The sequence below is a fragment of the Lysobacter sp. Root916 genome (genome assembly GCF_001429785.1).
GTDB lineage: Bacteria > Pseudomonadota > Gammaproteobacteria > Xanthomonadales > Xanthomonadaceae > Lysobacter.
Genome location: NZ_LMJF01000001.1, coordinates 535,890 through 556,342 on the forward strand (window position 1 = coordinate 535,890; position 20,453 = coordinate 556,342).

At 63.8% G+C, this 20,453-nt stretch carries 16 protein-coding genes; 8 read left to right on the forward strand and 8 right to left on the reverse strand.

Features of this window, described 5'->3' with window-relative positions; translation table 11 throughout:
* Positions 1-38: 38 nt before the first annotated feature.
* Positions 39-2,831: a TonB-dependent receptor gene (locus ASE35_RS02550; protein WP_057162874.1), complete on the forward strand. Its 2,793-nt coding sequence runs from the start codon at positions 39-41 to the stop codon at positions 2,829-2,831.
* Between the two features lie 152 nt (positions 2,832-2,983).
* Here ASE35_RS02550 and ASE35_RS02555 read toward each other — a convergent pair whose 3' ends face one another.
* Positions 2,984-4,003 carry a FecR domain-containing protein gene (locus ASE35_RS02555; protein ID WP_057162875.1) on the reverse strand — a complete coding sequence of 340 codons (1,020 nt, stop codon included), beginning with the start codon at positions 4,001-4,003 and terminating at the stop codon, positions 2,984-2,986.
* The gene (locus ASE35_RS02560) at positions 4,000-4,482 is read right to left on the reverse strand and encodes an RNA polymerase sigma factor (protein ID WP_056173620.1); all 483 of its coding nucleotides are present in this window, start codon (positions 4,480-4,482) and stop codon (positions 4,000-4,002) included. Before ASE35_RS02560 ends, ASE35_RS02555 begins: the two co-directional genes overlap by 4 nt.
* Before the next feature lie 285 nt (positions 4,483-4,767).
* Between ASE35_RS02560 and ASE35_RS02565 the strand changes: the two genes are divergently transcribed.
* Together ASE35_RS02565 and ASE35_RS02570 are read left to right on the forward strand one after the other, a co-directional pair.
* Positions 4,768-7,821 carry a TonB-dependent receptor gene (locus ASE35_RS02565; RefSeq protein ID WP_057162876.1) on the forward strand — a complete coding sequence of 1,018 codons (3,054 nt, stop codon included), beginning with the start codon at positions 4,768-4,770 and terminating at the stop codon, positions 7,819-7,821.
* A gap of 90 nt (positions 7,822-7,911) precedes the next feature.
* Entirely contained in the window at positions 7,912-9,063 is a 1,152-nt protein-coding gene (locus tag ASE35_RS02570) for a metallophosphoesterase (protein WP_057162877.1), read from the forward strand.
* A gap of 21 nt (positions 9,064-9,084) precedes the next feature.
* Here the strand turns inward: ASE35_RS02570 and ASE35_RS02575 are convergent, their stop codons facing one another.
* The 6 genes from ASE35_RS02575 to ASE35_RS02600 form a co-directional block, all read right to left on the reverse strand.
* Complete coding sequence (locus ASE35_RS02575; protein ID WP_057162878.1) at positions 9,085-9,813, reverse strand: FKBP-type peptidyl-prolyl cis-trans isomerase; 729 nt, start codon at positions 9,811-9,813, stop codon at positions 9,085-9,087.
* A gap of 53 nt (positions 9,814-9,866) precedes the next feature.
* Positions 9,867-11,519 (reverse strand): multicopper oxidase domain-containing protein, encoded by a 1,653-nt coding sequence (locus ASE35_RS02580; protein ID WP_057162879.1) that lies wholly within the window; start codon positions 11,517-11,519, stop codon positions 9,867-9,869.
* A 290-nt stretch (positions 11,520-11,809) separates the two neighbouring features.
* Entirely contained in the window at positions 11,810-12,259 is a 450-nt protein-coding gene (locus tag ASE35_RS02585) for a DUF1801 domain-containing protein (RefSeq protein WP_057162880.1), read from the reverse strand.
* A gap of 174 nt (positions 12,260-12,433) precedes the next feature.
* On the reverse strand, positions 12,434-12,652 hold the full coding sequence (locus ASE35_RS02590; RefSeq protein WP_057162881.1) for a hypothetical protein: 219 nt from the start codon (positions 12,650-12,652) through the stop codon (positions 12,434-12,436).
* 89 nt (positions 12,653-12,741) lie between these two features.
* Positions 12,742-13,152, reverse strand: a complete 411-nt coding sequence (locus ASE35_RS02595; protein WP_057162882.1) for a VOC family protein — start codon at positions 13,150-13,152, stop codon at positions 12,742-12,744.
* A gap of 42 nt (positions 13,153-13,194) precedes the next feature.
* Positions 13,195-13,629, reverse strand: coding sequence for a helix-turn-helix transcriptional regulator (locus tag ASE35_RS02600; RefSeq protein ID WP_057162883.1), 435 nt, complete (start codon positions 13,627-13,629; stop codon positions 13,195-13,197).
* 416 nt (positions 13,630-14,045) lie between these two features.
* Between ASE35_RS02600 and ASE35_RS20535 the strand changes: the two genes are divergently transcribed.
* The 5 genes from ASE35_RS20535 (at position 14,046) to ASE35_RS20965 (ending at position 20,379) form a co-directional block, all read left to right on the forward strand.
* Entirely contained in the window at positions 14,046-15,335 is a 1,290-nt protein-coding gene (locus ASE35_RS20535; protein ID WP_082611079.1) for a metallophosphoesterase, read from the forward strand.
* Positions 15,335-16,438: a GTPase-associated system all-helical protein GASH gene (locus ASE35_RS02605; RefSeq protein WP_082611080.1), complete on the forward strand. Its 1,104-nt coding sequence runs from the start codon at positions 15,335-15,337 to the stop codon at positions 16,436-16,438. Before ASE35_RS20535 ends, ASE35_RS02605 begins: the two co-directional genes overlap by 1 nt.
* 125 nt (positions 16,439-16,563) lie before the next feature.
* Positions 16,564-17,454, forward strand: coding sequence for a hypothetical protein (locus tag ASE35_RS20955; RefSeq protein WP_157489231.1), 891 nt, complete (start codon positions 16,564-16,566; stop codon positions 17,452-17,454).
* Positions 17,451-18,323 carry a hypothetical protein gene (locus tag ASE35_RS20960; RefSeq protein WP_157489232.1) on the forward strand — a complete coding sequence of 291 codons (873 nt, stop codon included), beginning with the start codon at positions 17,451-17,453 and terminating at the stop codon, positions 18,321-18,323. Before ASE35_RS20955 ends, ASE35_RS20960 begins: the two co-directional genes overlap by 4 nt.
* On the forward strand, positions 18,316-20,379 hold the full coding sequence (locus ASE35_RS20965) for a hypothetical protein (protein WP_157489233.1): 2,064 nt from the start codon (positions 18,316-18,318) through the stop codon (positions 20,377-20,379). Before ASE35_RS20960 ends, ASE35_RS20965 begins: the two co-directional genes overlap by 8 nt.
* The last annotated feature ends 74 nt before the right edge of the window (positions 20,380-20,453 follow it).

Genomic DNA, 20,453 nt, shown 5'->3' on the forward strand with positions numbered 1-20,453 from the left:
CGCGAAACGCAACCACCACTACGAGGGGACTTGTCTAGATGAAGCAGTACGCCACCACCTCCGCCGCGCGCCGCGCGCGGCTGCCGCTGGAAATCGCCATCGCGCTGGCGGTCGTCGCGCCGGTCGCGCAGGCTCAGGACGCGGCCGCCGCGCTCGACGAGAAGGCGCCGACCGAAATCGATCGCATCCAGGTCACCGGCTCTCGCATCAAGCGCGCCGACATCGAGACCTCGCAGCCGATCTTCACCCTGACCCGCGCCGAGATCGACAAGCAGGGCGTGACCTCGGTCGCCGACGTGCTGCAACGCATCTCGACCAACGGCGCTGCGCTCAATACCACGTTCAACAACGGCGGCGACGGCTCGGCCGGCATCAGCCTGCGCAACCTCGGCAGCGGTCGCACCCTGGTGCTGGTCAACGGCCGCCGCTGGACCACCCAGCTCGACGGCACCGTCGACCTCAACACCATCCCGGCCTCGATCATCGAGCGCGTCGAAGTGTTGAAGGACGGCGCCTCGACCATCTACGGCTCCGACGCCATCGCCGGCGTGGTCAACATCATCACCCGCAGCAATTTCGAGGGCGCCGAGGCCGGCGCCTACATCGGCCAGTTCGGCCAGGGCGACGGCATGCGCCAGGCCTACGACTTCTCGCTGGGCGTGAGCAACGATCGCTCCTCGCTGTTGATCGGCGGTTCCTACGTCAAGGAAGAGCAGGTCATGGCCGGCGATCGCAAGATCTCGTCCGGTGGCCCGCCGTTCTTCGGCGGCCAGAGCAATACCGGCTTTCCGGGCTCGTTCGTCGACCCGCGCGACAATAAGCGCTACGTGCTGGGCAACAACAACAGCTTCGTACCGTTCAGCTCCAACACGCACGGCTACAACACCGCCCCGGACAACTACCTGCTGACCCCGCAGGAGCGCAAGTCGCTGTTCGCGCAGGGCACCTTCGACATCGCCGATAACCTGACCTTCCGCGTCGAGACCCTGTACAACCAGCGCCTATCCGAGCAGTTGCTCGCGGCCATGCCGGTCACCGGCCTGACCCTGAACAAGGACAGCATCTACAACCCGACCAAGGGCACCGCCGGCGCACGCGACCTGATCAGCGTCAGTCGCCGCTTCCAGGAATCGGGTGGCCGCTCGTTCAACCAGGACGTCAAGAACTTCCACTTCTACGGCGGCCTGGAAGGCTACTTCAACTTCGGCGAGCGCACCTTCGACTGGGACGTGGGCTACCGCTACGACCGCAGCGACGAGAACACCCTGACCTACGGTCTGTTCAACCTGGCCGCGCTGCGCAACGCCTACGGCCCGTCCTTCATCGACGGCGGCGGCGTCGCCCGCTGCGGCACGCCCACGGCGGTGATCGCCGGCTGCGTGCCGATCAATCCGCTCGGTGGCCTGGGTTCGATCAGCAAGGAGGCGCTGGATTACGTGTCCTTCACCGCCCACGACTCGCGCAAGGTCGAATCCAAGAGCTACACCGCCAACATCAGCGGCGAGCTGTTCGATCTGCCGGCCGGTCCGCTGGGCTTCGCCGCCGGCTACGAGCACCGCACCGAGAGCGGCCAGTTCGATCCGGACGCCTTCATCGCCGCCGGCCTGAGCACCGGCAACGGCAGCAAGCCGACCCGCGGCGACTACTCGCTGGACGATCTCTACGCCGAGTTCGCGGTGCCGGTGCTGGCCGACCTGCCGTTCGCCAAACTGCTGGATTTCTCGATCGCCACGCGCTACTCGGACTACAGCAACTTCGGCGACACCTTGAACAGCAAGTTCGGTTTCCGCTGGAAGCCGTTCGACGATCTGCTGATCCGCGGCAACTGGTCGGAAGGCTTCCGCGCGCCCAGCATCACCAACCTCTACGCCGGCGATTCCGACACCTTCGTCAGCTACGCCGATCCCTGTTCCAGCCACTCGGGCAAGCGCAGCGATCCGACCGTGGCCGCGCGCTGCGCCGCCGACGGCGTGCCTAACGGTTACACCCAGTCCGGCAGCGGCTCGTCGCGACAGACCGTGGAGCCGTTCACCAACAAGTCCAACCCGGACCTGCAGCCGGAGACCTCGATCAGCAAGACCCTAGGCTTCGTCTACAGCCCGAGCTGGCTGCAGGGCTTCGACATCGCGGTGGACTGGTACCGGATCACCATCGAGAACGCGATCACGCGGCCTACCGCGCAGTTCGTGCTCGACAAGTGCTACTCCGGCACGCCCGGCGAGCGCGCCGTGTACTGCGCCCTGTTCAAGCGCGACAACGCCTATCCGGGCAACCCCGGCACCATCACCGACATGGACCTGCCGCTGTTGAACCTGGCCGAGTACGAGGTCGAGGGCTACGACGTCACCGTCAACTACCGTCTGCCGGAAACCGCCTACGGCAAGTTCTCGGTCACCTGGGACACCAGCTACACCGCCAACTGGGAAGCCAAGACCACCAAGGACTCCAAGCCCGAGCAACGCCAGGGTCTGTACCTGCCGCAGGATCCGTACTGGCGCATCAAGTCCAACCTGTACCTGGATTGGAGCAAGGGCGACTTCGGCGCGACCTGGGGCATGCGCTACAAGTCGGGCATCGACGAGACCTGCCCGGCGGCGTTCAAGGCCTACTGCTCCAGCCCGCAGACGCTGGAGAACCACCTGGGCGCGGTCACGTACCACGACCTCCAGTTCCGCTACAACACGCCTTGGAACGCGACCGTCTCGATCGGCGCCAACAACGTGTTCGCGAAGGACCCGCCGCTGGCCCTGACCGCGCCGTACAACCAGTTCGACCAGCAGTACGACGTGCCGGGCCGGTTCTACTACATGCAGTACCGCCAGCGCTTCTGAGCGAGGCGGGCGCATGCCCGCCAGGATCGCCGCGGCCATTACGGCCGCGGCGGATCGATGCGACACGACCCCGGTACCGACGGTGCCGGGGTTTTGCGTTGATGGAGGTCGCGACGTCGCGTCCGGCGTTGCGAAACGAAAGCGCGGACGCTTTAACGCCGGTCGCTGAGCAGCAGGTCGCCGCTGGGCGAGGCCGACACGGCCACCGGGTACAGCTCCTGCAAGGCCTCGACGAAGGCATGCGGATCGTCGCTGCGGAACACGCCGCTGACCCGGATCCGCGCCACCGCCTCGCCCTGCAGCACGATGCGGCGATGGCTGTAGCGATTGAATTCGGTGACCGCCGCCGGCAGGGCCTGATCCTCGAAGGCCAACTTGCCCGACAACCAGGCGGGCAGGGCGGCGTGGCGATCGGGCTGGATCATGCGCAGCGGCTTGCGCTGGCCGAAGCTGGCCTTCTGTCCAGGGTCCAGTGTCGCCAGCTGCACCGGCGCCGCGCCGTCGGCCGCGGCGGCCAACAGCAGCACGCGGCCTTCGATCAGCGCCACTTCGATCTCGCCCTCGCGGCGGTAGACCTCGAACTCGGTGCCGACCGCCTTGACGCTGCCGTCCTCGGTCTGGACCAGGAACGGGCGCGTTTCCTTGGCGACGCGGAAGAAGGCACGGCCGCGCACCAGCGATATCCGCCGTTGTTCGCCGGAGAACCGCACCTGCAGGCGGGTGTCGGTGTCCAGGCTCACGCGCGAGCCGTCGGCCAGCGCGATCGTACGGCTTTCGCCGATCGCGGTGACGTAGTGCTGTTCCGGCACGGGCGGCGCCGGTTGTAAGCGCCAACCGATCACCGCCAGCGCGACCAGCGCGGCGGCCGCGCCACTCCACCAGGCCGCGCGCGTGCCGCGCTTGCGTGCCGACGCGGGCGCGGCCGGCGCCGGGGTTTCGGCGCGAATGCGCAGCGCGACCTCCGGATGCGGCGCGTGCTCGCCCAAGGTCGACCACATGCGCTCGATGCGTTCGTAGGCGGCGCGATGACGCGGGTCGGCGTCCAGCCATTGCCGGCAGTCGCGACGCTCGCTTTCGCTAACGTCGTCGGCGCGCAGCCGCGCGAACCAGGCCGCGGCCTGGCGCCGGATAGGATCGCCGCCTTCGACGACGTTAAGACGGGTGGTGCTCACGGATCTCCCAATCGCGTATCGAAATGCAGCAGGGCGCGCATCATCTGTTTTTCCACGGCGCTCACGCTGATCTCCAGGCGCCTGGCGATCGCGCTGTAGGTCAGGCCTTCGTAGCGCTGCAGCAGGAAGACCTGCCGGCAGCGCGGCGAAAGCTCGTCCAACGCCGTCAGGAATAACTGCAGGCGCTTGTTGCCTTCGTAGACGCGCTCGCCGTAAGGCACCTCACTCGGCCAGTCGCCGGTCAGCTCGTCCAGCGATACGTGCTGCTGGGTGCAATGGCTGACGTCGCGCCTGAAACGGTCGCGCACCAGATTGGAGGCGATGCGCAGCAGGTAGGCTTCGACATTGAGCACATCGGCGGTGGAGGGCATGCGCATCAGCCGCACCAATGCTTCCTGCGCCAGGTCCTCAGCGTCGTCGGCGTTGGGCAGATGGCGCAGGAAATAGCGCACCAGCGCGGGCCGGTGCTGCTCGATCATGCGCGGCAGGTCGGCGCGGCCCGATGCAGGACCGCTCAGCTCCGCTGCGTCTATCCCGCCCTCGTTCATCGCCTTGCAGCCTCCGCCAGGTGGTCGCACGCTAAGTGATGGCGGGCGCTACGGCAAGTGCGATGCGGTCGACTGAGGGATCGGTGCGGCGCTGCGTCTGCATCGGTCAAGGGAGTGGCAAATACTCAAGTCAGGGACGGCTCCATCGTCAGCCGGGGGAAGGTTTCAATGGGAACAGTTTCGAGGGGAGCGAAGCCGTGGCGCACGCGGCATCCGTTGACGGTCGCGCTGAGCGTCGCGCTCGGCTTGTCGGCCTGCATCGGTGCGCATGCCGCGCAGGCGCAGACGCAAGGCGCCGCGCACGACTACGCACTGCCGGCGCAGCCGCTGGGCGCCGCGTTGAACCAGCTGGCCGCGTCGGGGGACGCGCAGATGCTGGTGCCGCCGGAGCTGGTGCGCAATCGCACCGCGCCGGCCTTGTCCGGCCGTTACACGCTCACGCAGGCGCTGGAGCGCCTGCTCGCAGGCAGCGGCTTGAGCTACCGGGTCACCCGCAGCGGCGTGATCACCATCGTCGCCGCGCCGGCCACGCCGCGTCCGCGCCAGACGCCGACCGCGCCGCCGCCCAAAGCCAAGGCGGCGGCCGCCGAACCCGACCCGACCGACCTGGCCACCGTCCAGGTCACCGGCTCGCGCATTAAGCGCGCCGAGATCGAAGGCCCGTCGCCGATCACCGTGATCAGCGCCGAGCAGCTCGAACGCGAAGGCCACGCCACCGTATTCGAGGCCCTGGACACGCTGGTCATGGCCAACGGCGCGGTCGAGACCGAGCTGTCCGGCGGCTTTTCCGCCAACGCCCATCCGCTCAACCTGCGCGGCCTCGGCCCCGGCCGTTCGCTGCTGCTGATCGACGGCCGCCGCGCCGCCGACTATCCCTTTCCGTACGAAGGCCGCAGCAACTTCCAGAACTTCGGCAACATCCCTTCCGGCGCGGTGGACCGCATCGAAATCCTGGCCGGCGGCGCCTCGGCCATCTACGGCGCCGACGCGGTGTCGGGCGTGGTCAACGTGGTGCTCAAGCGCGATTACCAGGGCGACGAGATCAAACTGCGCACCGGCACCAGCTCGATGGGCGGGCGCGACCGCTTCGACCTGCAATGGACCGGCGGACGCACCGGCGAGAACTGGGGCGTGACCTATGCGTTCCAGTACTACAACCAGGAGCTGCTGTACGGCTTCCAGCGCGACGATTGGGACCTGCGCAAGAATCCGGTGGTCGACCCGCGCCTGGGCGTGCAGCCCGACGCCGGCCTGCGCATCCGCCGCGGCAGCACCAGCAGTTCCAGCCCGCTGATCGCGCCGCCGGCCGGCACCTGCGAGCGCTGGGGCGGCGAGTTCGTGCGCCATACCTACAAGCGCATCAGCTCCAACAACGTCCAGACCCTGGGCGACGGCTGCGGCACCTGGAACGACGCGCGTTACCAGCACCTGAGCAAGGGCAAGGACGAACTGGCCGGCTACGTGTTCGGCACCTGGGACTTCAGCGACGGCCTGCAAGGTTGGGCCTCGGTGCAGGCCTGGCGCTCCAAGGTCGAATCCCTGGGCGGCTTCGAAAGCATCACCGGCCCGCACACCGACGGTGTCGGCCGCCGTGGCGATTTCTACGACCCGCAGTTCAACAGCGTGATCGCGCCCAATCGCCTGCTCACGCCGGTCGATCTGGGCGGCGTGGAGCAAATGAATCAGCACTATTACGAACGCTCGCTGGACGTGGCGGTGGGTCTGCGCGGCAGTTTCGCGCAGCGCTGGGACTGGGACCTCACCCTCAGCCGCGCCGACTACTACTTCGAGCGCACGCGCAGGCGCATGGTCGGCAACCTGGTCAACGACTACTTTTTCGGCCCGCAACTGGGCACCCGTCCCAACGGCGTGCCGATCCATCGCCTGAATCTGGACCGTTGGTACCGGCCGATGACGCCGGAGGAATACGCCTCGATCTCGACGCTGGCGCGCTATGAAGCCGAGTCCTGGGTCAATACCGCCAGCTTCGTGGTCACCGGCGAACTGTTCGATCTGCCGGCCGGTCCGGTCGGCGTGGCCGGCGTGGTCGAAGCCAGCTCGCAGGGCTACGACCTGTCCAGCGACCCGCGCGTGCAGCCGGGCGTGGTCCAGCTGTACAACCTCACCGGCACCAACGGCGGCGGCGAACGCGACCGCTACGCGGCCGGCATCGAGTTCAGCGTGCCGATCACCCAGACCATCAAGGCCAGCCTGGCCGGGCGCTTCGACAAGTACGACGACATCACCGCGGTCGACGACGCGCGCACCTGGAATGTGGGCCTGGAATGGCGCCCGACCGAGTCGCTGCTGATACGCGGCGCCTACGCCACCAGCTTCAAGGCGCCCGACCTGCATTGGGTGTTCAGCGAGGGCAGCGGCAGCTTCGGCAGCAACACCGATGTGTGGCGTTGCATCGCCGCCGGCGCCAACCCGGGTTGTTCGGGCTACAGCTACAACATGTTCAGCCTCAGCGAGGGCGATCCGAATCTCGAGGAAGAGACCGGCAAGTCCTGGAGCGCGGGCGTGGTCTGGGACGTGGCCGACGGCGTGTCGATCACCGCCGACTACTGGAACATCGAGCTCAACGGCGCGATCGAACGCCTCAGCGTAGGCAGCATCCTGGCCGGCGAGGCGGGCTGCCGCACCGGCAAGATGCTCAATGGCCAGCCGTTCCAGTTCGCACCGGGCTCGGGCTACTGCCAGGCGATCACCGCGCTGGTCACGCGCCGCCCGGAAGGTAACGAAGCCATCGACCGGGTGGTGGAGATTCGCTCGGCGCCGATCAACCAGTCCTACCGCCGCGTCGCCGGCATCGACGCCGGCATCAACTGGCGGCTCAAGACCGATCGGTTCGGCGACTACCGTTTCGATCTGAACTGGTCGCACACGCTCAAGTCCGAGCAGCAGGTGTTCGCCACCGACGGCGTCGAACGCGATTGGCGCGACGATCCGGACAACCTGGACTTCCGCAGCCGCGTGCGCGCGGGCGCCAGCTGGCGTCGCGGCGACTGGTCGTCCAGCCTGTTCATGACCCGCTACGGCAGCCTGCCCAAGTTCGGCGGAGTCGGCCGCACCGGCGTGCACTTCATCTGGAACGCCAACATAGGCAAGCAGATCACCGAACAGGCCGCGCTCAAGTTCTACGTCAACAACCTGTTCAACAACCTGCACCCCGACGACGAGACCAACAACAGCTTCCCGTACTTCTACGACGCCTACAGCCCGATCGGGCGCGAGCTGGCGCTGCAGTTCGAGTACCAGTTCAAGTAAGGTCGTAGCCGACGATGGGGCCCGGCGCGCCGGGCTCCATCCTCTTCGGGCCGCCTCGCGCGGCGGACGGACGAACCGGGAAGACGAAGCATGAGCAACGGGCTGCACCGAACGCTGGCCTTGGCCGCGTGCCTGGCCTGCGCGGGTGCCGCGCAGGCGCAAGCCGGCGACGGCCAGCCGCGACCCGCCGACACCAAGCTCGCGGCGCCCGCGCCGGCCTTGGACGACGGCCCTTATCTGAGCTACGAGCCGGGCCAGGTGTCGGCGCGCTGGGTCTGCGGCGGCAAGCTCATCGAGCGCAAGATCCCGGCCCCGCGCTGGCCGGTCGAGGTCAAGCCCGAATGCGGCTATCCGCGTGTGATCGAGGTCTCGGCGCCGGCCACGCCCGACTCGGGCGCACCGGTGAAGAGCGTGTCGCGAATCGCGGCCCTGTCCGACGTGCACGGCCAGTACGAGATTATGGTGCAGCTGCTGCGCGCCAACGGCGTCATCGACCAGCGCCACGAATGGCGCTACGGCAAGGGTCATCTGGTCATCGTCGGCGACGTGTTCGACCGCGGCCCGCAAGTGAACCAGGCGCTATGGCTGATCTACGAACTGGAGCGCCAGGCGCGCAAGGCCGGCGGCGGCGTGCATCTGCTGCTGGGCAACCACGAGATCATGGTGCTGGCCAACGACCTGCGCTACGTCAACGACGGGTACAAGACCAACGCGACGCTGCTGGGCAAGCCTTATCCCGAACTCTACGGCCCCGACACCGTGCTGGGGCGCTGGCTGCGCAGCAAGCCGGTGATGGCGCAGATCGACGACCTGCTGTTCGTGCACGGCGGCATCGCCGAGGAATACCTGGCGCTGGGGCTGGAGCGCGGCGACGCCAACGCGCGCTACCGCGCCTCGTTGGGCACGCCCAAGGCGGTGTGGTCGCAGGACCCGGTGCTGAGCGGGCTCTATAACGGCAAGACCAGCCCGATCTGGTACCGCGGCTACTTCACGGACCCGCAGCTGGATCAGGCGCGCGTGGACGCGATCCTGCACCGCAGCGGCGTCAAGCGCATCGTCGTCGGCCATACCTCGATGAAGACGGTCGGCCTCTATTTCGACGGTGCGGTGATCTCGGTCGACAGCAGCATCAAGAACGGCGAGTCCGGCGAACTGCTGATCGTGGAGGACGGGCGTTTGAGCCGCGGCACCCTGGACGGCACGCGTCTGCCGTTGACCCAGGCCGCAAGCGCCGAGGATTGAGCGCTTGCGACGCAGCGCGCCTCAGCGGGCGATCTCCAGCAGTTCGACGTCGAACACCAGGGTCGCATTCGGCTCGACCTGGCCGGGCACGCCGGCCTCGCCGTAGCCCTGTGCGGCCGGCACCCAGAACCGGTACTTGCTGCCGGTAGGCATCAGCATCAGGCCTTCGCGCAGGCCGGGCATGATCTGGCTGAGCGGAAACTCGGACGGGTGGTCGATCGCGTAGGTGTTCTCGAACTCCTTGCCGTCCAGCACCGCGCCGATGTAGTTCACCCGCACCGTCGCGTCGGCGGCCGGCTTGGCGCCCTTCGCATCGCGCACGACCTGATACTGCAGGCCCGATGCGGTCTTGACGATGCCGGGCTTGGCGCCGTTCTCGGCCAGGAATTCGCGGCCGCGCTCGAGGTTTTTCTTGGCCAGCGCCGCCTGCTCGGTCTTACGCTGGTCCTGCAGCTGGCGCACGAAGTCCTTGCGGATCTGCGCGACCTGGGCCTCGTCCAACTGCGGCTTCTGGCCGGCGTGGGCGGCGCGCAAGGCGGCGACCACGATGTCGATATCGACCTCATTGCGCACCGGCGCGATCTGCTTGGCCAGGTCCAGGCCGACCATGTAGCTGGTCTTGGCGCGGGCGTCGTTCAGGCGCAGCGGCGCTGCGTCCGGCGACGCGGCCGTATCGCCGCCTTTGGGCTGGCAGGCGCTCAGCGCGATGGGCAGCAAGGCGAGCAGGCAGACGTGGGCGACACGATTCATGGTGGGGCTCTCTACGGAGTGGGGACGTCGCATGGGCGGTGCGCGGCTTCGCGTCAGTCCTCGACGGCGAAGCTCACCATCATGCCCATGTCCTCGTGTTCCAGATTGTGGCAATGGAGCATGTAGCGTTGGGTGCCGGAGAACGGCTGCGAGAAATCGATCGCGATGCGCACGATCTCGCCCGGCCAGACCACGACGGTGTCGCTCAGTCCCAGATCTTGCGGCCCCAGGCCCTGCGGCGCGACCTTGCGGCTGCGCACGTCGGGCGGGCTGATGCTGCGCGAGACCACGCGGAACTGAAAACCGTGCAGATGGATCGGGTGCGGCATGCTGGTCATGTTGTTGCGGATTTCCCAAACCTCGCGACTGCCGCGCTTGACGCTGAAGACCGGCGCGTGGCCGACCTGATGGTAGTTCCAGTCGTTGATGAACCAGGTGCCGTCGCTGTCCATGCGCAGCCGGATCGGCCGCACCGGCCAAGCGGTGGTGTCCGGCGGCGCGGGCAGCGTGCTCAGCGCGGCCGGCACATTGGCCGACGCCAGCCTGGCCTGACGGCGCTGGCTGTCGCTGCACGCGGCCACGCAGAACTGCATCAGGTCCAGCGCATCGCCCATCGGCGCCGCGCCCGGATGGTCGCCCATGGGATCGGGCGCGAATGCGCCGGACTCGTCCTCGTTCTCCATCGCCACGTATTCCAGGCTGCGCAGCAGCACGCGCGCGCCGGGCGCCAGCGCGCCGAAGTCGACCAATACGTCGACGCGCTGGGCCGGCGCCAGGAACACGTCGTCCATGCTCCAGGCCTGCGCCAGCAAGCCGCCGTCGGTGCCGATCAGCCGGAACGGCAGCGGCTGGCCTTGGTGGTCGAACGCGATCCGCAGCATGCGCGCGTTGCAGCCGTTGACCAGGCGCAGGCGGTACAGCGCCGGCAGCACCTCCAGGAAGGGCTCGGGCGTCCAGTTCACCAGCACGCGATTGCCGATCCAGTCGTCGGCGCCGATGCGATAGACGATGGCGTTGTCGGCGTCGACCTGCTTGTCGGCGATGAATAAGGGCAGGTCGCGCTCGCCCCAGCGCAGGCCCAGGCGCTCGCCCAGGGCGCGATCTTCCTCGTCCTCGACCCGCAACAACCCGGCCAGGCCGCGCTGCAGTTGCAGGCCGGTGCGCTCGTGCGGATGCGCGTGGTACCAGCACAGGCCGGCGCGGTTGTCGATGCGATAGCGGTAGGTCTGGCGCGCGCCGGCCGCCACCGGATGCAGGCCGCTGCCGTCGTTGGCCTCGTCGATGCTCAGGCCGTGCCAATGGATGGTGGTGGCTTCGGTCAGCTCGTTGGCGAGCACGACTTCGACGCTGTCGCCCGTGGCGGCGCGCAGCAGGGGATTGGCGACGGCGCGCCCCTCGACGCTGCCGGCGTAGTGCCAGACCGGCGTCGGCTTGCCGGCGAAGATCGGGAACGCCGCCGCGCGCGCGCTCAAGGCCAGCGGCGCGGACAGCGCGACTTCCGCGAACAGGCCCTCGCGGCCGGGCAGGCGCAGCGGCGTCTGGAACGGTTGCGCGTTGGGCAGGCCGGGCGCCGTGTGCGCGTCCGCCGCCGGGTTCATGGCGTGGTCGTGCTCGCGCCGGCGCTTGAACAGCCAGGGCGTGGCGGCCACCACCGCGGCCGCGGCGGCCAATCCGACGAACAGGCGGCGACGCGTGATGTCAGTCATGCAGCCTTGCCCTCACGCCGCGCGCTCGCGGCTCCCCAAGCCGCCGGATTCTGTCATGGAATCATTGCCGTAAAACCGCGGTGTATCCCACATTCGCGCGCGCGGCGGCTGTCGCGAAAACGCATAACGGCTATGGTTGGCAGGGCGTCCGCGCGCCAGCGTTCCCACTGGCGAGCGGACTGGCGAAGCGGCCGCGGTGAGCTGAGGACATCGCTCGATGCTGCGTCTGCCGGGTTCGGCCCCCCGTCGCGGGCGCGGTGTCGGCGCGCTTCGAGGGTTCGACGATGGGCTCAGCCCAGGGCTTTCTTCAGCAGTGCGCGGATCTTCTTTTCCTCTGCCGCGTCCAGCGACTTCAGCGCGAACGCGGTCGGCCACATCTCGCCGTCGTCGAGCTGAGCCACATCGTTGAAACCGAAGGTCGCGTAGCGGCTGCCGAACTTGGACGCGGCCTGTAGGAAGCACAGGATCTTACCGTCCTCGTTGGCGTAGCCGGGCATGCCGTACCAGGTCTTGGGGAACAGGTGGGGCGCGACCTCGGTGACGATGCCGTGCAGCTTCTTGGCGATGGCGCGATCGGCGGGCGGCATCTCCCCGATCTTGGCGATCAGGTCCTTTTCGCTCTCGGCCTTGCTCGCCTGTGCCTTCAGTTCCTTGGCGCGTTCCTTCATCGCGGCGCGTTCTTCGGCCGAGAAGGCCTTGGACGGGATCTTGCTGGCGGCGGCTTTCTTCTTCGCGGTCATGAGGAATCTCCTAATGCGATCGGTGGCCGTGGAGGCAGGCCGCGTCAGCGGGCGCTGCCGGATCGGGCCGGGGCAGGGTAGCGGCGTTGGGGGAGGTCAGGCCAGCGCCACCCGCTGGGCGAGTGGCGCTGGCCCGGAGAGCATCGGGCGCGGCCTAGGGCGCGCCCGCCGGGTTCACGTGGAGTCGGCGCCGGAGCGCCTGCGCCACTGGCTCAGGTACGGCAGCGCGAACAGGTACAGGCCGGTGATCGTCAGCAGAGCCAGCGGCGCCAGCGGCACGTAGGACACCCAGACCAGCGGCTGCTTCTGCGCCAGCGCGATAAAGGTCGCGATCACGGACAGGGTGAAAATCATCGACATCCAACGGTGGAATTGCCGTATCCACTGATTCATGCAGAGCTCCTTTGACGATGGGCGCCTCAAAGCGCGGCGAACTACCGGCCGTCACCCCAAGACGGTTGCGGACATCGAAAGCGAATGCTTCAGCGTACTTCGTTGATGCGGACGTGATTGCCGGCTGGGTCGCGAAACGCGCAGTCGCGCACGCCGTAGGGCTGCACCGTCGGCTCGTGGATCACCTCGGCGCCGGTGGCCTGCACGCGGTCGAAGGTCGCGTCCAGGTCCGGGCTGGCCAGGATGATCATGGCGTAGGTGCCCTTGGCCATCATCTCGGCGATGACGCGATGCTCCTCCGGGGTGACCCCCGGCGTGGCGCTGGGCGGGAACAGCACGATCGACACCTCGGGCTGCCCGACCGGGCCGACCGTGATCCAGCGCATGCCGTTGTAGCCCACGTCGTTACGGACCTCGAAGCCCAGCGCGTCGCGGTAGAAGGCCAGCGAGGCCTCCGGATCGGTGTGGGCGAGAAAGCTGGAGTGAATGCTGAGGTTCATGGCAGTCCTGCGTTTGGGTAGGAGCCGTCATGCTAGCCGCGCCTAGTCGCCCGGCGCTTCTCGATTCCTGATCGGTCTGGTCACTTGCTTGGCCACGCACGCCGGCATCCCCTCGGTGGCGGCCGCCGCCTCGCGCCGATACACGCTGGGCGACACCCCCACCAGCTCGGTGAAGCGGGTGCTGAACGTCCCCAGCGACGAACACCCGACCGCGAAACAGACCTCGGTCACGCTCATCTCCCCCACCCGCAACAGCGCCATCGCCCGTTCGATCCGCCGCGTCATCAGATAGCTATACGGTGACTCCCCGTACGCCGCCCGAAACTCCCGACTCAGATGCCCACCCGACATATGCACCCCACGCGCGAGTGCCTCCACGTCCAGCGGCTGGGCGTACTCGCGGTCGATGCGGTCGCGCACGCGGCGCAGGCGGGCTAGGTCGCGGAGGTGGGTGGGGGAAGTGGTGTTGTCGGTCACCCGTGGGCTCGCGCTGGTGTTGGTCGGAGTCTTGTAGATGCCGTGACGGCAGGGCTTGGCCTGAGGCTTGCGGGTTTGGATCGAAGCTCATAACCAGGCATAGCGAGGCCTTCAACACAAAGTTTTCTGATGCTGCGGGAACCGCTGGTGTTACTTTAACATATTGAAATTAAAGGCTAAGTACGAGTAATTTTTACTGGATTCAGTGGTGATTAGGAATTTCAGGGGTGCCAATGGTGTCGTGTACTCCCAGCAGAAAACGATGGCGGTAGTGGCCGCTAGCTCATGTATGCTCGCTGGAACGGAAGCGGGCTAGGATTCGTGGGCGTCCGGCACCGGTTACAGAGATAGCGTTGCGCGCGGATGTCACGATCTGAAAGTCCGCATAGGGGACAGTAGCAGGGTGCTCAAGGGATATGACGACAACGCGGTTCATTCATCTTTCTGATATACATTTTAATTTCAGTAGTCCTGGGTTCGGTGTCACTCCAGACGGTGACGTGCGCAATGAGTTGCTTCGTGACATTCGCAAACAAGTAGCTGACAGTGGTGAGGCGCAGGCCATTCTGGTCTCAGGCGACATTGCATACGCTGGGAAGAAAGCCGAGTACATAACTGCCGCCAACTGGTTAGACGAGGTATGCGACGCGGCCGGGTGTCCGCGATCTGGCGTTCTGGTCTGCCCAGGTAACCACGACATAGATCAAGCCGTTATTCGCAAAAGCAGCCTGATCCGAGATGCTCATGAGGCGATTCGTCGTGGCGATCAATTGTATGAACATCAGCAGGCTCTTGATCAGAGGTTATCTGAGCCAGATGCCTGCCGGTTGTTGTTCGCGCCGTTAGCCGAGTTTAATGAGTTTGCGGCAAGATATAACTGCGCCTTCTATTCGGGTGACAATTTCTTTTGGGAGCGGGACTTCACGCTCAACGATGGCTCGGTCCTGCGCGTGCGCGGACTGAATACTGCGCTGCTATCGGGGCTGGCTGATCGGCCTACATCTCTAATGCTCGGGGCGCGAGCTTCTACTATGCTGCAACACGATGGTGTTGAGTATCTTGTTATGAGTCATCACCCTCCATCGTGGCTCCTCGATCAAAGTGATGCGAGACGGAACTTTGATGCGCGGACCCGATTGCAGCTGTTTGGTCATGAACATGATGCGCGGTGCGACATGGGGCTCGATTACGTCCGATTGTACGCGGGGTCCGTTAACCCGCATCGAGGAGAGCAGGGTTGGTCGCCTGGATACAATATCATTGACTTGTCAGTGTCTGGGACCGACTCGACGCGTCACCTGTGCGTCGAGGTGCGAGTACGCGAATGGACGAATTCGCCGCTAACTTTCCGTGCGCAACTAGATAGAAGTCATAAGGAGGTGCGAACCGTGCACATTCCGCTGCAGCCGTGGAATCAGCCTGCGCCGGCGGCACAGCAGTCCTCAGTCTCTACGTCCTTAGAGGAGATTGCGTGTTCGCCCGTGACATCTGCACGGCCGAGCTCGGACGTGCGGGAAGGCGTGCATCGTTTTTTTCGACTCGGGGCCTCGCAGAAGAGCGAGCTGGTTGGGAGGCTCGGTCTCGCGAATGATGAAGACCGAGACTTCCCTGACTTCGAGCGTTATAAACGATCTCTAGTAAGAGCCAATCAAGCTGGCCTTTGGCCCAAGGTGATGGGGCTTATCCATGAACTGGAGAATGGGTAATGAGTGATACGTTGAGCAATATAGGTCCCATGTACCGTAAGCGCGGCTTGAACACAGACGCGCAGTTGATCAACGATCGTATCGCCGCGGCTCAGGTCGTGCATGAGGAGTTTCGGGCGTCTGAGCTTCCAGCCCTTCTGCGCACGGCGATGGGGCGTGCGGTGCCCGGTGATCTGGAAGGTTTGATAGGTGAGGTCAAAAAGGTTGACCCCACCTTCGATGCCAATGCAGGTATGCCAGAGATGATTATTCTGGCTTCTGCGATCTTGCGGCAGGTCATAGACGACGGTGAGAGCGTTGGCAATCGTGCCACGCTGGCTACTGTCGTTGCAGCATTCGGGGGGCTAAGGACCTTCGAGGCTGATGTGGAGCTTGTGGATCATGCGCAAAGGATGTTGACTCGTCGCCAGGATACTGGCCTGCCGGTAGTGTCGACGATCAAGCATGCAAAGCGTCCATCGTTGGATGATGATCACGGCTTGTTATTGGCGGCAGCACAGCAGAATAACTTTTCCAGCGCGCATGCGCCCTTGAAGAAGATCCTCGATAGCGGCCCGGTGTATACGGAGAAGGCGTATTCGACATTAACGCTTCAGTTCAACGGTCTGGTGTCGGCGCATAACTTGTTGGTTGAGCAAATGAACGCCCATTGGTGGGTGTTGAATGGTTGGAGTTTAGACGCCGGTCGATCCTTTTCGGATTTGCCCGCGGCGGATGTGGCAATACGGGTCGGCATCGAGCTTGCGCGACTGACGAAAAGTAGTCCGCTCGGACTGTTCGCTGCGCCGGCACTGCTCTTTCGGGTGCTGGAGAAGGCCGGCTTCAATCCTAAAGAAGTGGTCAGGCTGGGGGACGTGGTTAAAGCGTCTTCCATAGATTGGCGGCAGGGGTGGGCATCGGGTTGGCTCGATGCCGCTGATTCTGCGCTCCTACTACCAGTGACGCTGGCAGTCGCTATGGCGGTCGATGCTAACGACGAGGTCGATTGGGAGCCACGCTATGAGCGTGCTAGCGGCGTCTCTCCGGGAGCGTCGGTGGAGTTGCTTGGGCTGGCTCGCCAAGTGTATTTGGAATCGCTTTTGCAGCCACATATCAGTGCATGAGTAGCGTGCTTGCTAAACAATGTAGGCAACCCGGGTGTGGCGGACCGGCCTCTGGCCAGTGCCTGGAGCATTTTCCTTTCGACGAGTGCCCTAACCTCATTGAGTCAGGAGCAGCTGAGGTTCGGTTGGCTGCACTTGGTGATGTCGATGCCGAGCTGTTTGTGGGTGAGCCGGCTGCCGAGCTAGTCCAGGTCTCGGTTGGAGCTTCCTTTGGGCAACTGGACTGTGACGCCTTCTTGCGCCGTCGCGATGCAGTAATCGTATCGCTGCTGGCTGGTCCAGAAGCAGGCAAGACCACGCTAATCGCCACGATGTATGAGTTAGCGCGGCGCCGAGGTTATAGAGATCTGCGCTTCGCTGGGAGTGATTCTATTCGTGGTTTTGAGGAGCGTTGTCACTTGTCACGTCATGTTTCTGGAGCGGAACATGCCGATACGCAACGTACCCGCGGTGGCCCCCCGCAGTTTCTACACTTGCGCTTGGCGGGCCAGACTCGCTCTTTCGACTTCTTGTTGGCTGATCGGGCTGGCGAGTTTGTAACACGCGTGCTGGCCTACCCTGACAGTATTGCCACCTTTCCCGAAGTGGTGCGCGCCGATCATTTGCTGCTTTTGGTCGATGGGTCCGAGCTATTTCACCGAGCTCCTCAGGCGAACTCAACGGCCAAGCGTGTCTTTCAAGCGTTGGAGCAAAATAATCTGCTGGGGTCGCGCCCGCTTCACATAGTGGTTACTAAGAAGGACATGTTCAGTGGCATAGAGCTCGATAAAGTAGAGCAGCGGGCCCAGCGTCTCGGGGAGTTCTTCAGTGAGCGCCATCGCTTAGTGCATCTCCACTTGACGGGAGCTCGTGCACGAGCAGGGGAGGCAGAGTTTGGGGAAGGTATTGAAGAGCTGCTGCAGGCACTGTTGCCGCGCGAAGTTGCGCCGATGTATGTCGCCGTGCCAACAGGGCTCACTACTCATTTGGACGATGCATTGAGTCGCTTCATGGATGCCTTAGGGGCACGTGTATGAGGAGAATCATTGCTGCAGGCCTTCCCGCCTCAGGAAAATCTAGTTTCATTGCGGCGTTGACCTACTTACTCAACGCCAAGGAACTGCAAACGCGACTAACGCTCGCTTCGCTTTCAGGGGATGAGAAGCATCTCCAGGCGCTGGAGCATGAATGGCTTGGTGTGAAGCCCTTGCCCCGAACACAGCGTACAAACGAGCACTGGGGTCAGTTCAATGTGCGCGATACCCGCACAGGCGATACCGCCGAGTTGCTTGTGCCAGACATGCGTGGCGAACTGTTTGAGCAGCCAGCTACTATCGGCGGCTGCCAGCGCGCGCTCTGGGAGTCGTTACTGGACTGTGATGGTATGATGCTTTTCACTAACGTCGACCGACCTGACGACGACCACATGGCTTGTGACATGGCCAATGCTGTGGCGACCATTGTGGCGGCCAATTCAGAAGCTGTGGCTGCGCCGACTACTGTCAATGTCGACCCTTTTCAGGCTTCCTCGATGCCCGAAGAGTCCAAGCTAGTAGAGCTATTGCAGGCCATGAATCGTTGGCCGATCGCTAGTAAGTTGCGCCGGATCGCGTTGGTGCTGTCGGCTTGGGATGTCGTCCCTGTCCGGGCGCAAGAAGATCCGATCTCTTGGCTAGCTAAGCATCGCCCCATGCTCGACCAGTTTTTGGAGAGTAATTCAGATCTATGGGACGTTCGCGTGTATGGAGTCAGCGCTCTAGGCGGCCGTCTACCGCAAGACCAAGCGCGCTTACTAGATGTTGAAATCGCTGGTCAACGTATCAGGATTGTCGGTGCTGATACAGAGGCTCATGACCTCACAGTCATCTTGCACTGGTTAATGCAATCACCTACGACGCATGGCTGAGTTGCGCGCGAGCGGTATCGTAATTGATCAGGCCTTGCATGGTTACCGGCAGGGACATCGATTGCTGTCTGCCTCTACGGACTTTGATCCAGAAAGCGAAGCGCAGCTATTGGCATTGAGTGATCTGCTGACATCCGAGCCATTTGGTCTTCGGGGGTCCTATCTGTCAGGTTATCCGCTCAAATCAGCAAATAAGTACGTCTTGGCCCGGACTTGGCTAGCTGAGGGGGGGCGGCCAGGTAGTGTCTGGACTCACTCGCTTTTACTGGACTATGCCAGCCTGTCAGCGCTTGATGATGTGATGCCGTTACTAACGCTGTTTCAGCAGCCGTCATCTTCGTGCGAGAGCTCCGCTTATGCGATTCGATTGTCGGTTCGGTCCGCACGTGAAGTGACAGTGGACTCGTATGTCCCGACTGTAGCCAGCGATCCACGTGTTTCATGGGTTCTGCGCCATCTGTACGGACGCGCCGCTGTAAGTCGCTTCGTTGTTCCAGCAGGCGATGCTGCCGATGACGAACTCTTGGTTATGGCGTTGTGGAGGCAGATGTGGCCGGGGCTACGTCGAGATTTCGCGTTTTTTACAAAGAGCACATCAGCGCTAGCTGAGGTTCCGGCAGGTTCGGCGCTGTGTTTTTCGTTGGATTCTAGTCTTATCTCGGACTTCAATAACAGTGCACAGTTTTTAGACCAGTACGAGATTGAGGGCTTTGATCGTCTGCAGCGTGATTTGCCGCGTCGTGGGCCTACGCGACTCCGTCGGTTCCTAGGACGATACGCATATGACGCGGCCAAGCCTCGTGCGGCGGTTCCGGCTTTAGCGGCATTGTTCAATGAACGCAAAAAACCGCGAGATGCTTTGGCGTCCTTCGAGCGCTTGCTCGGCACTTATCCGGGTATAGATCGCCTGAAGCGCGAGTTGCTGTTGGTGTGTATCAATGATCGCCAGGACGCAGATAGCTTGGTGCGGGCTCTGCAAGTGTTCGCTAATGAGCCATCGTTCGTCTCAGTGCAGTCTCTTGAAGAGGCGTTAAGCAAGTCGCCGTTGGTCGTTTCGAATGCGGCACGAGTTCTGGCAACAGTTGCTCAATCCCCTAGCAATACGACAGGGCATCAGGCCTTCATAGCACTAGCTCGTCAGTTGCCGTTGGCGGTTCTCGCGAGTCAAGCGAGCCCGGACATGCGTCAGCGTTTGCTTGAGCAGCGGCCTGAACTTGCCGGTCAGTCCTCGTTTTGGGATGTCACAGAGAGCGAGCGCATGATTCTCATGCAGCAGGCTATCTCGGCCGAGATAGCGGGCGCCTCGTTGTTGGAGGGTATGGGGGCTCGACTCTCATCCAGCGAAGCAGAGACAATCCTAGCGTATGAGCCAAATTTAGCGGTGCCACTGTGCCAGATGATTGGGAGTGGACTAGCTCCGTTGCATGCCGCGAATGGTCTTGGCACAGTTCCCGATGTTCTCAGTAAGATTGCGCGCGCCGGACTATCGGTCTCGTGGGAAGTGCTCGAGCGTGTATCCGAGCGATTAGTGAGAACGCACAATATTGGGTGTGCGAGCGATTGGGTGGAATTGTCACAACGGCTACATGTTGGGCCAGGCGTAGCGCATCCGTACGTACTTGGGCAATTGTTCTTAGCTGGCTTGAACTCCAAGAATGATGCGCATTTGTCCTTGTGCGAACGAGCGTTTGACACGCTGTGGACAATTAGCGATCAACATCCGGGGGCTCCGCGAGAACTAACCACCTTTCTTTGCGGTCAGCCCATGGTGCGTAAAGAATATTTTTATCCGGATATCTTGCTTGGCACGGCGTGGGCCCGCTATCGAGGTTCAGCCAGTGGCCGTGTGATGGCGCTTTCTGCGCAAGATGGTCGACTCGGTAAATTGGCGCGTTATATACGGCACTGCGATGGCGAAAGCGCACTTCGACGGATTGCCTTGCAACTGAGATCTCATAGCGCGGAACTCAAAGTGCCGCTTCGACTGGTAGAGGCAGCACTCAACGATGCTATGCCCTTTCTCTCTGCAAAGTTGCCGCGTAGTCCTAAGAGCTAGCTGGATGCCACCTACTTCAACGACGTGCGAACTTTTCGGGTTCGCAAGGCGCATTTAGGGCGTCATCAGACGCC

Excerpts from the sequence above, each read along its gene's own strand:
- ASE35_RS02570 (WP_057162877.1), top strand. The coding sequence starts at position 7,912 with ATGAGCAACGGGCTGCACCGAACGCTGGCCTTGGCCGCGTGCCTGGCC.
- ASE35_RS20960 (WP_157489232.1), top strand. The coding sequence starts at position 17,451 with ATGAGGAGAATCATTGCTGCAGGCCTTCCCGCCTCAGGAAAATCTAGT.
- ASE35_RS02575 (WP_057162878.1), bottom strand. The coding sequence starts at position 9,813 with ATGAATCGTGTCGCCCACGTCTGCCTGCTCGCCTTGCTGCCCATCGCG.
- ASE35_RS02605 (WP_082611080.1), top strand. The coding sequence starts at position 15,335 with ATGAGTGATACGTTGAGCAATATAGGTCCCATGTACCGTAAGCGCGGC.
- ASE35_RS02590 (WP_057162881.1), bottom strand. The coding sequence starts at position 12,652 with ATGAATCAGTGGATACGGCAATTCCACCGTTGGATGTCGATGATTTTC.
- ASE35_RS20965 (WP_157489233.1), top strand. The coding sequence starts at position 18,316 with ATGGCTGAGTTGCGCGCGAGCGGTATCGTAATTGATCAGGCCTTGCAT.
- ASE35_RS02585 (WP_057162880.1), bottom strand. The coding sequence starts at position 12,259 with ATGACCGCGAAGAAGAAAGCCGCCGCCAGCAAGATCCCGTCCAAGGCC.
- ASE35_RS20535 (WP_082611079.1), top strand. The coding sequence starts at position 14,046 with ATGACGACAACGCGGTTCATTCATCTTTCTGATATACATTTTAATTTC.
- ASE35_RS02550 (WP_057162874.1), top strand. The coding sequence starts at position 39 with ATGAAGCAGTACGCCACCACCTCCGCCGCGCGCCGCGCGCGGCTGCCG.
- ASE35_RS02580 (WP_057162879.1), bottom strand. The coding sequence starts at position 11,519 with ATGACTGACATCACGCGTCGCCGCCTGTTCGTCGGATTGGCCGCCGCG.
- ASE35_RS02560 (WP_056173620.1), bottom strand. The coding sequence starts at position 4,482 with ATGATCGAGCAGCACCGGCCCGCGCTGGTGCGCTATTTCCTGCGCCAT.
- ASE35_RS02595 (WP_057162882.1), bottom strand. The coding sequence starts at position 13,152 with ATGAACCTCAGCATTCACTCCAGCTTTCTCGCCCACACCGATCCGGAG.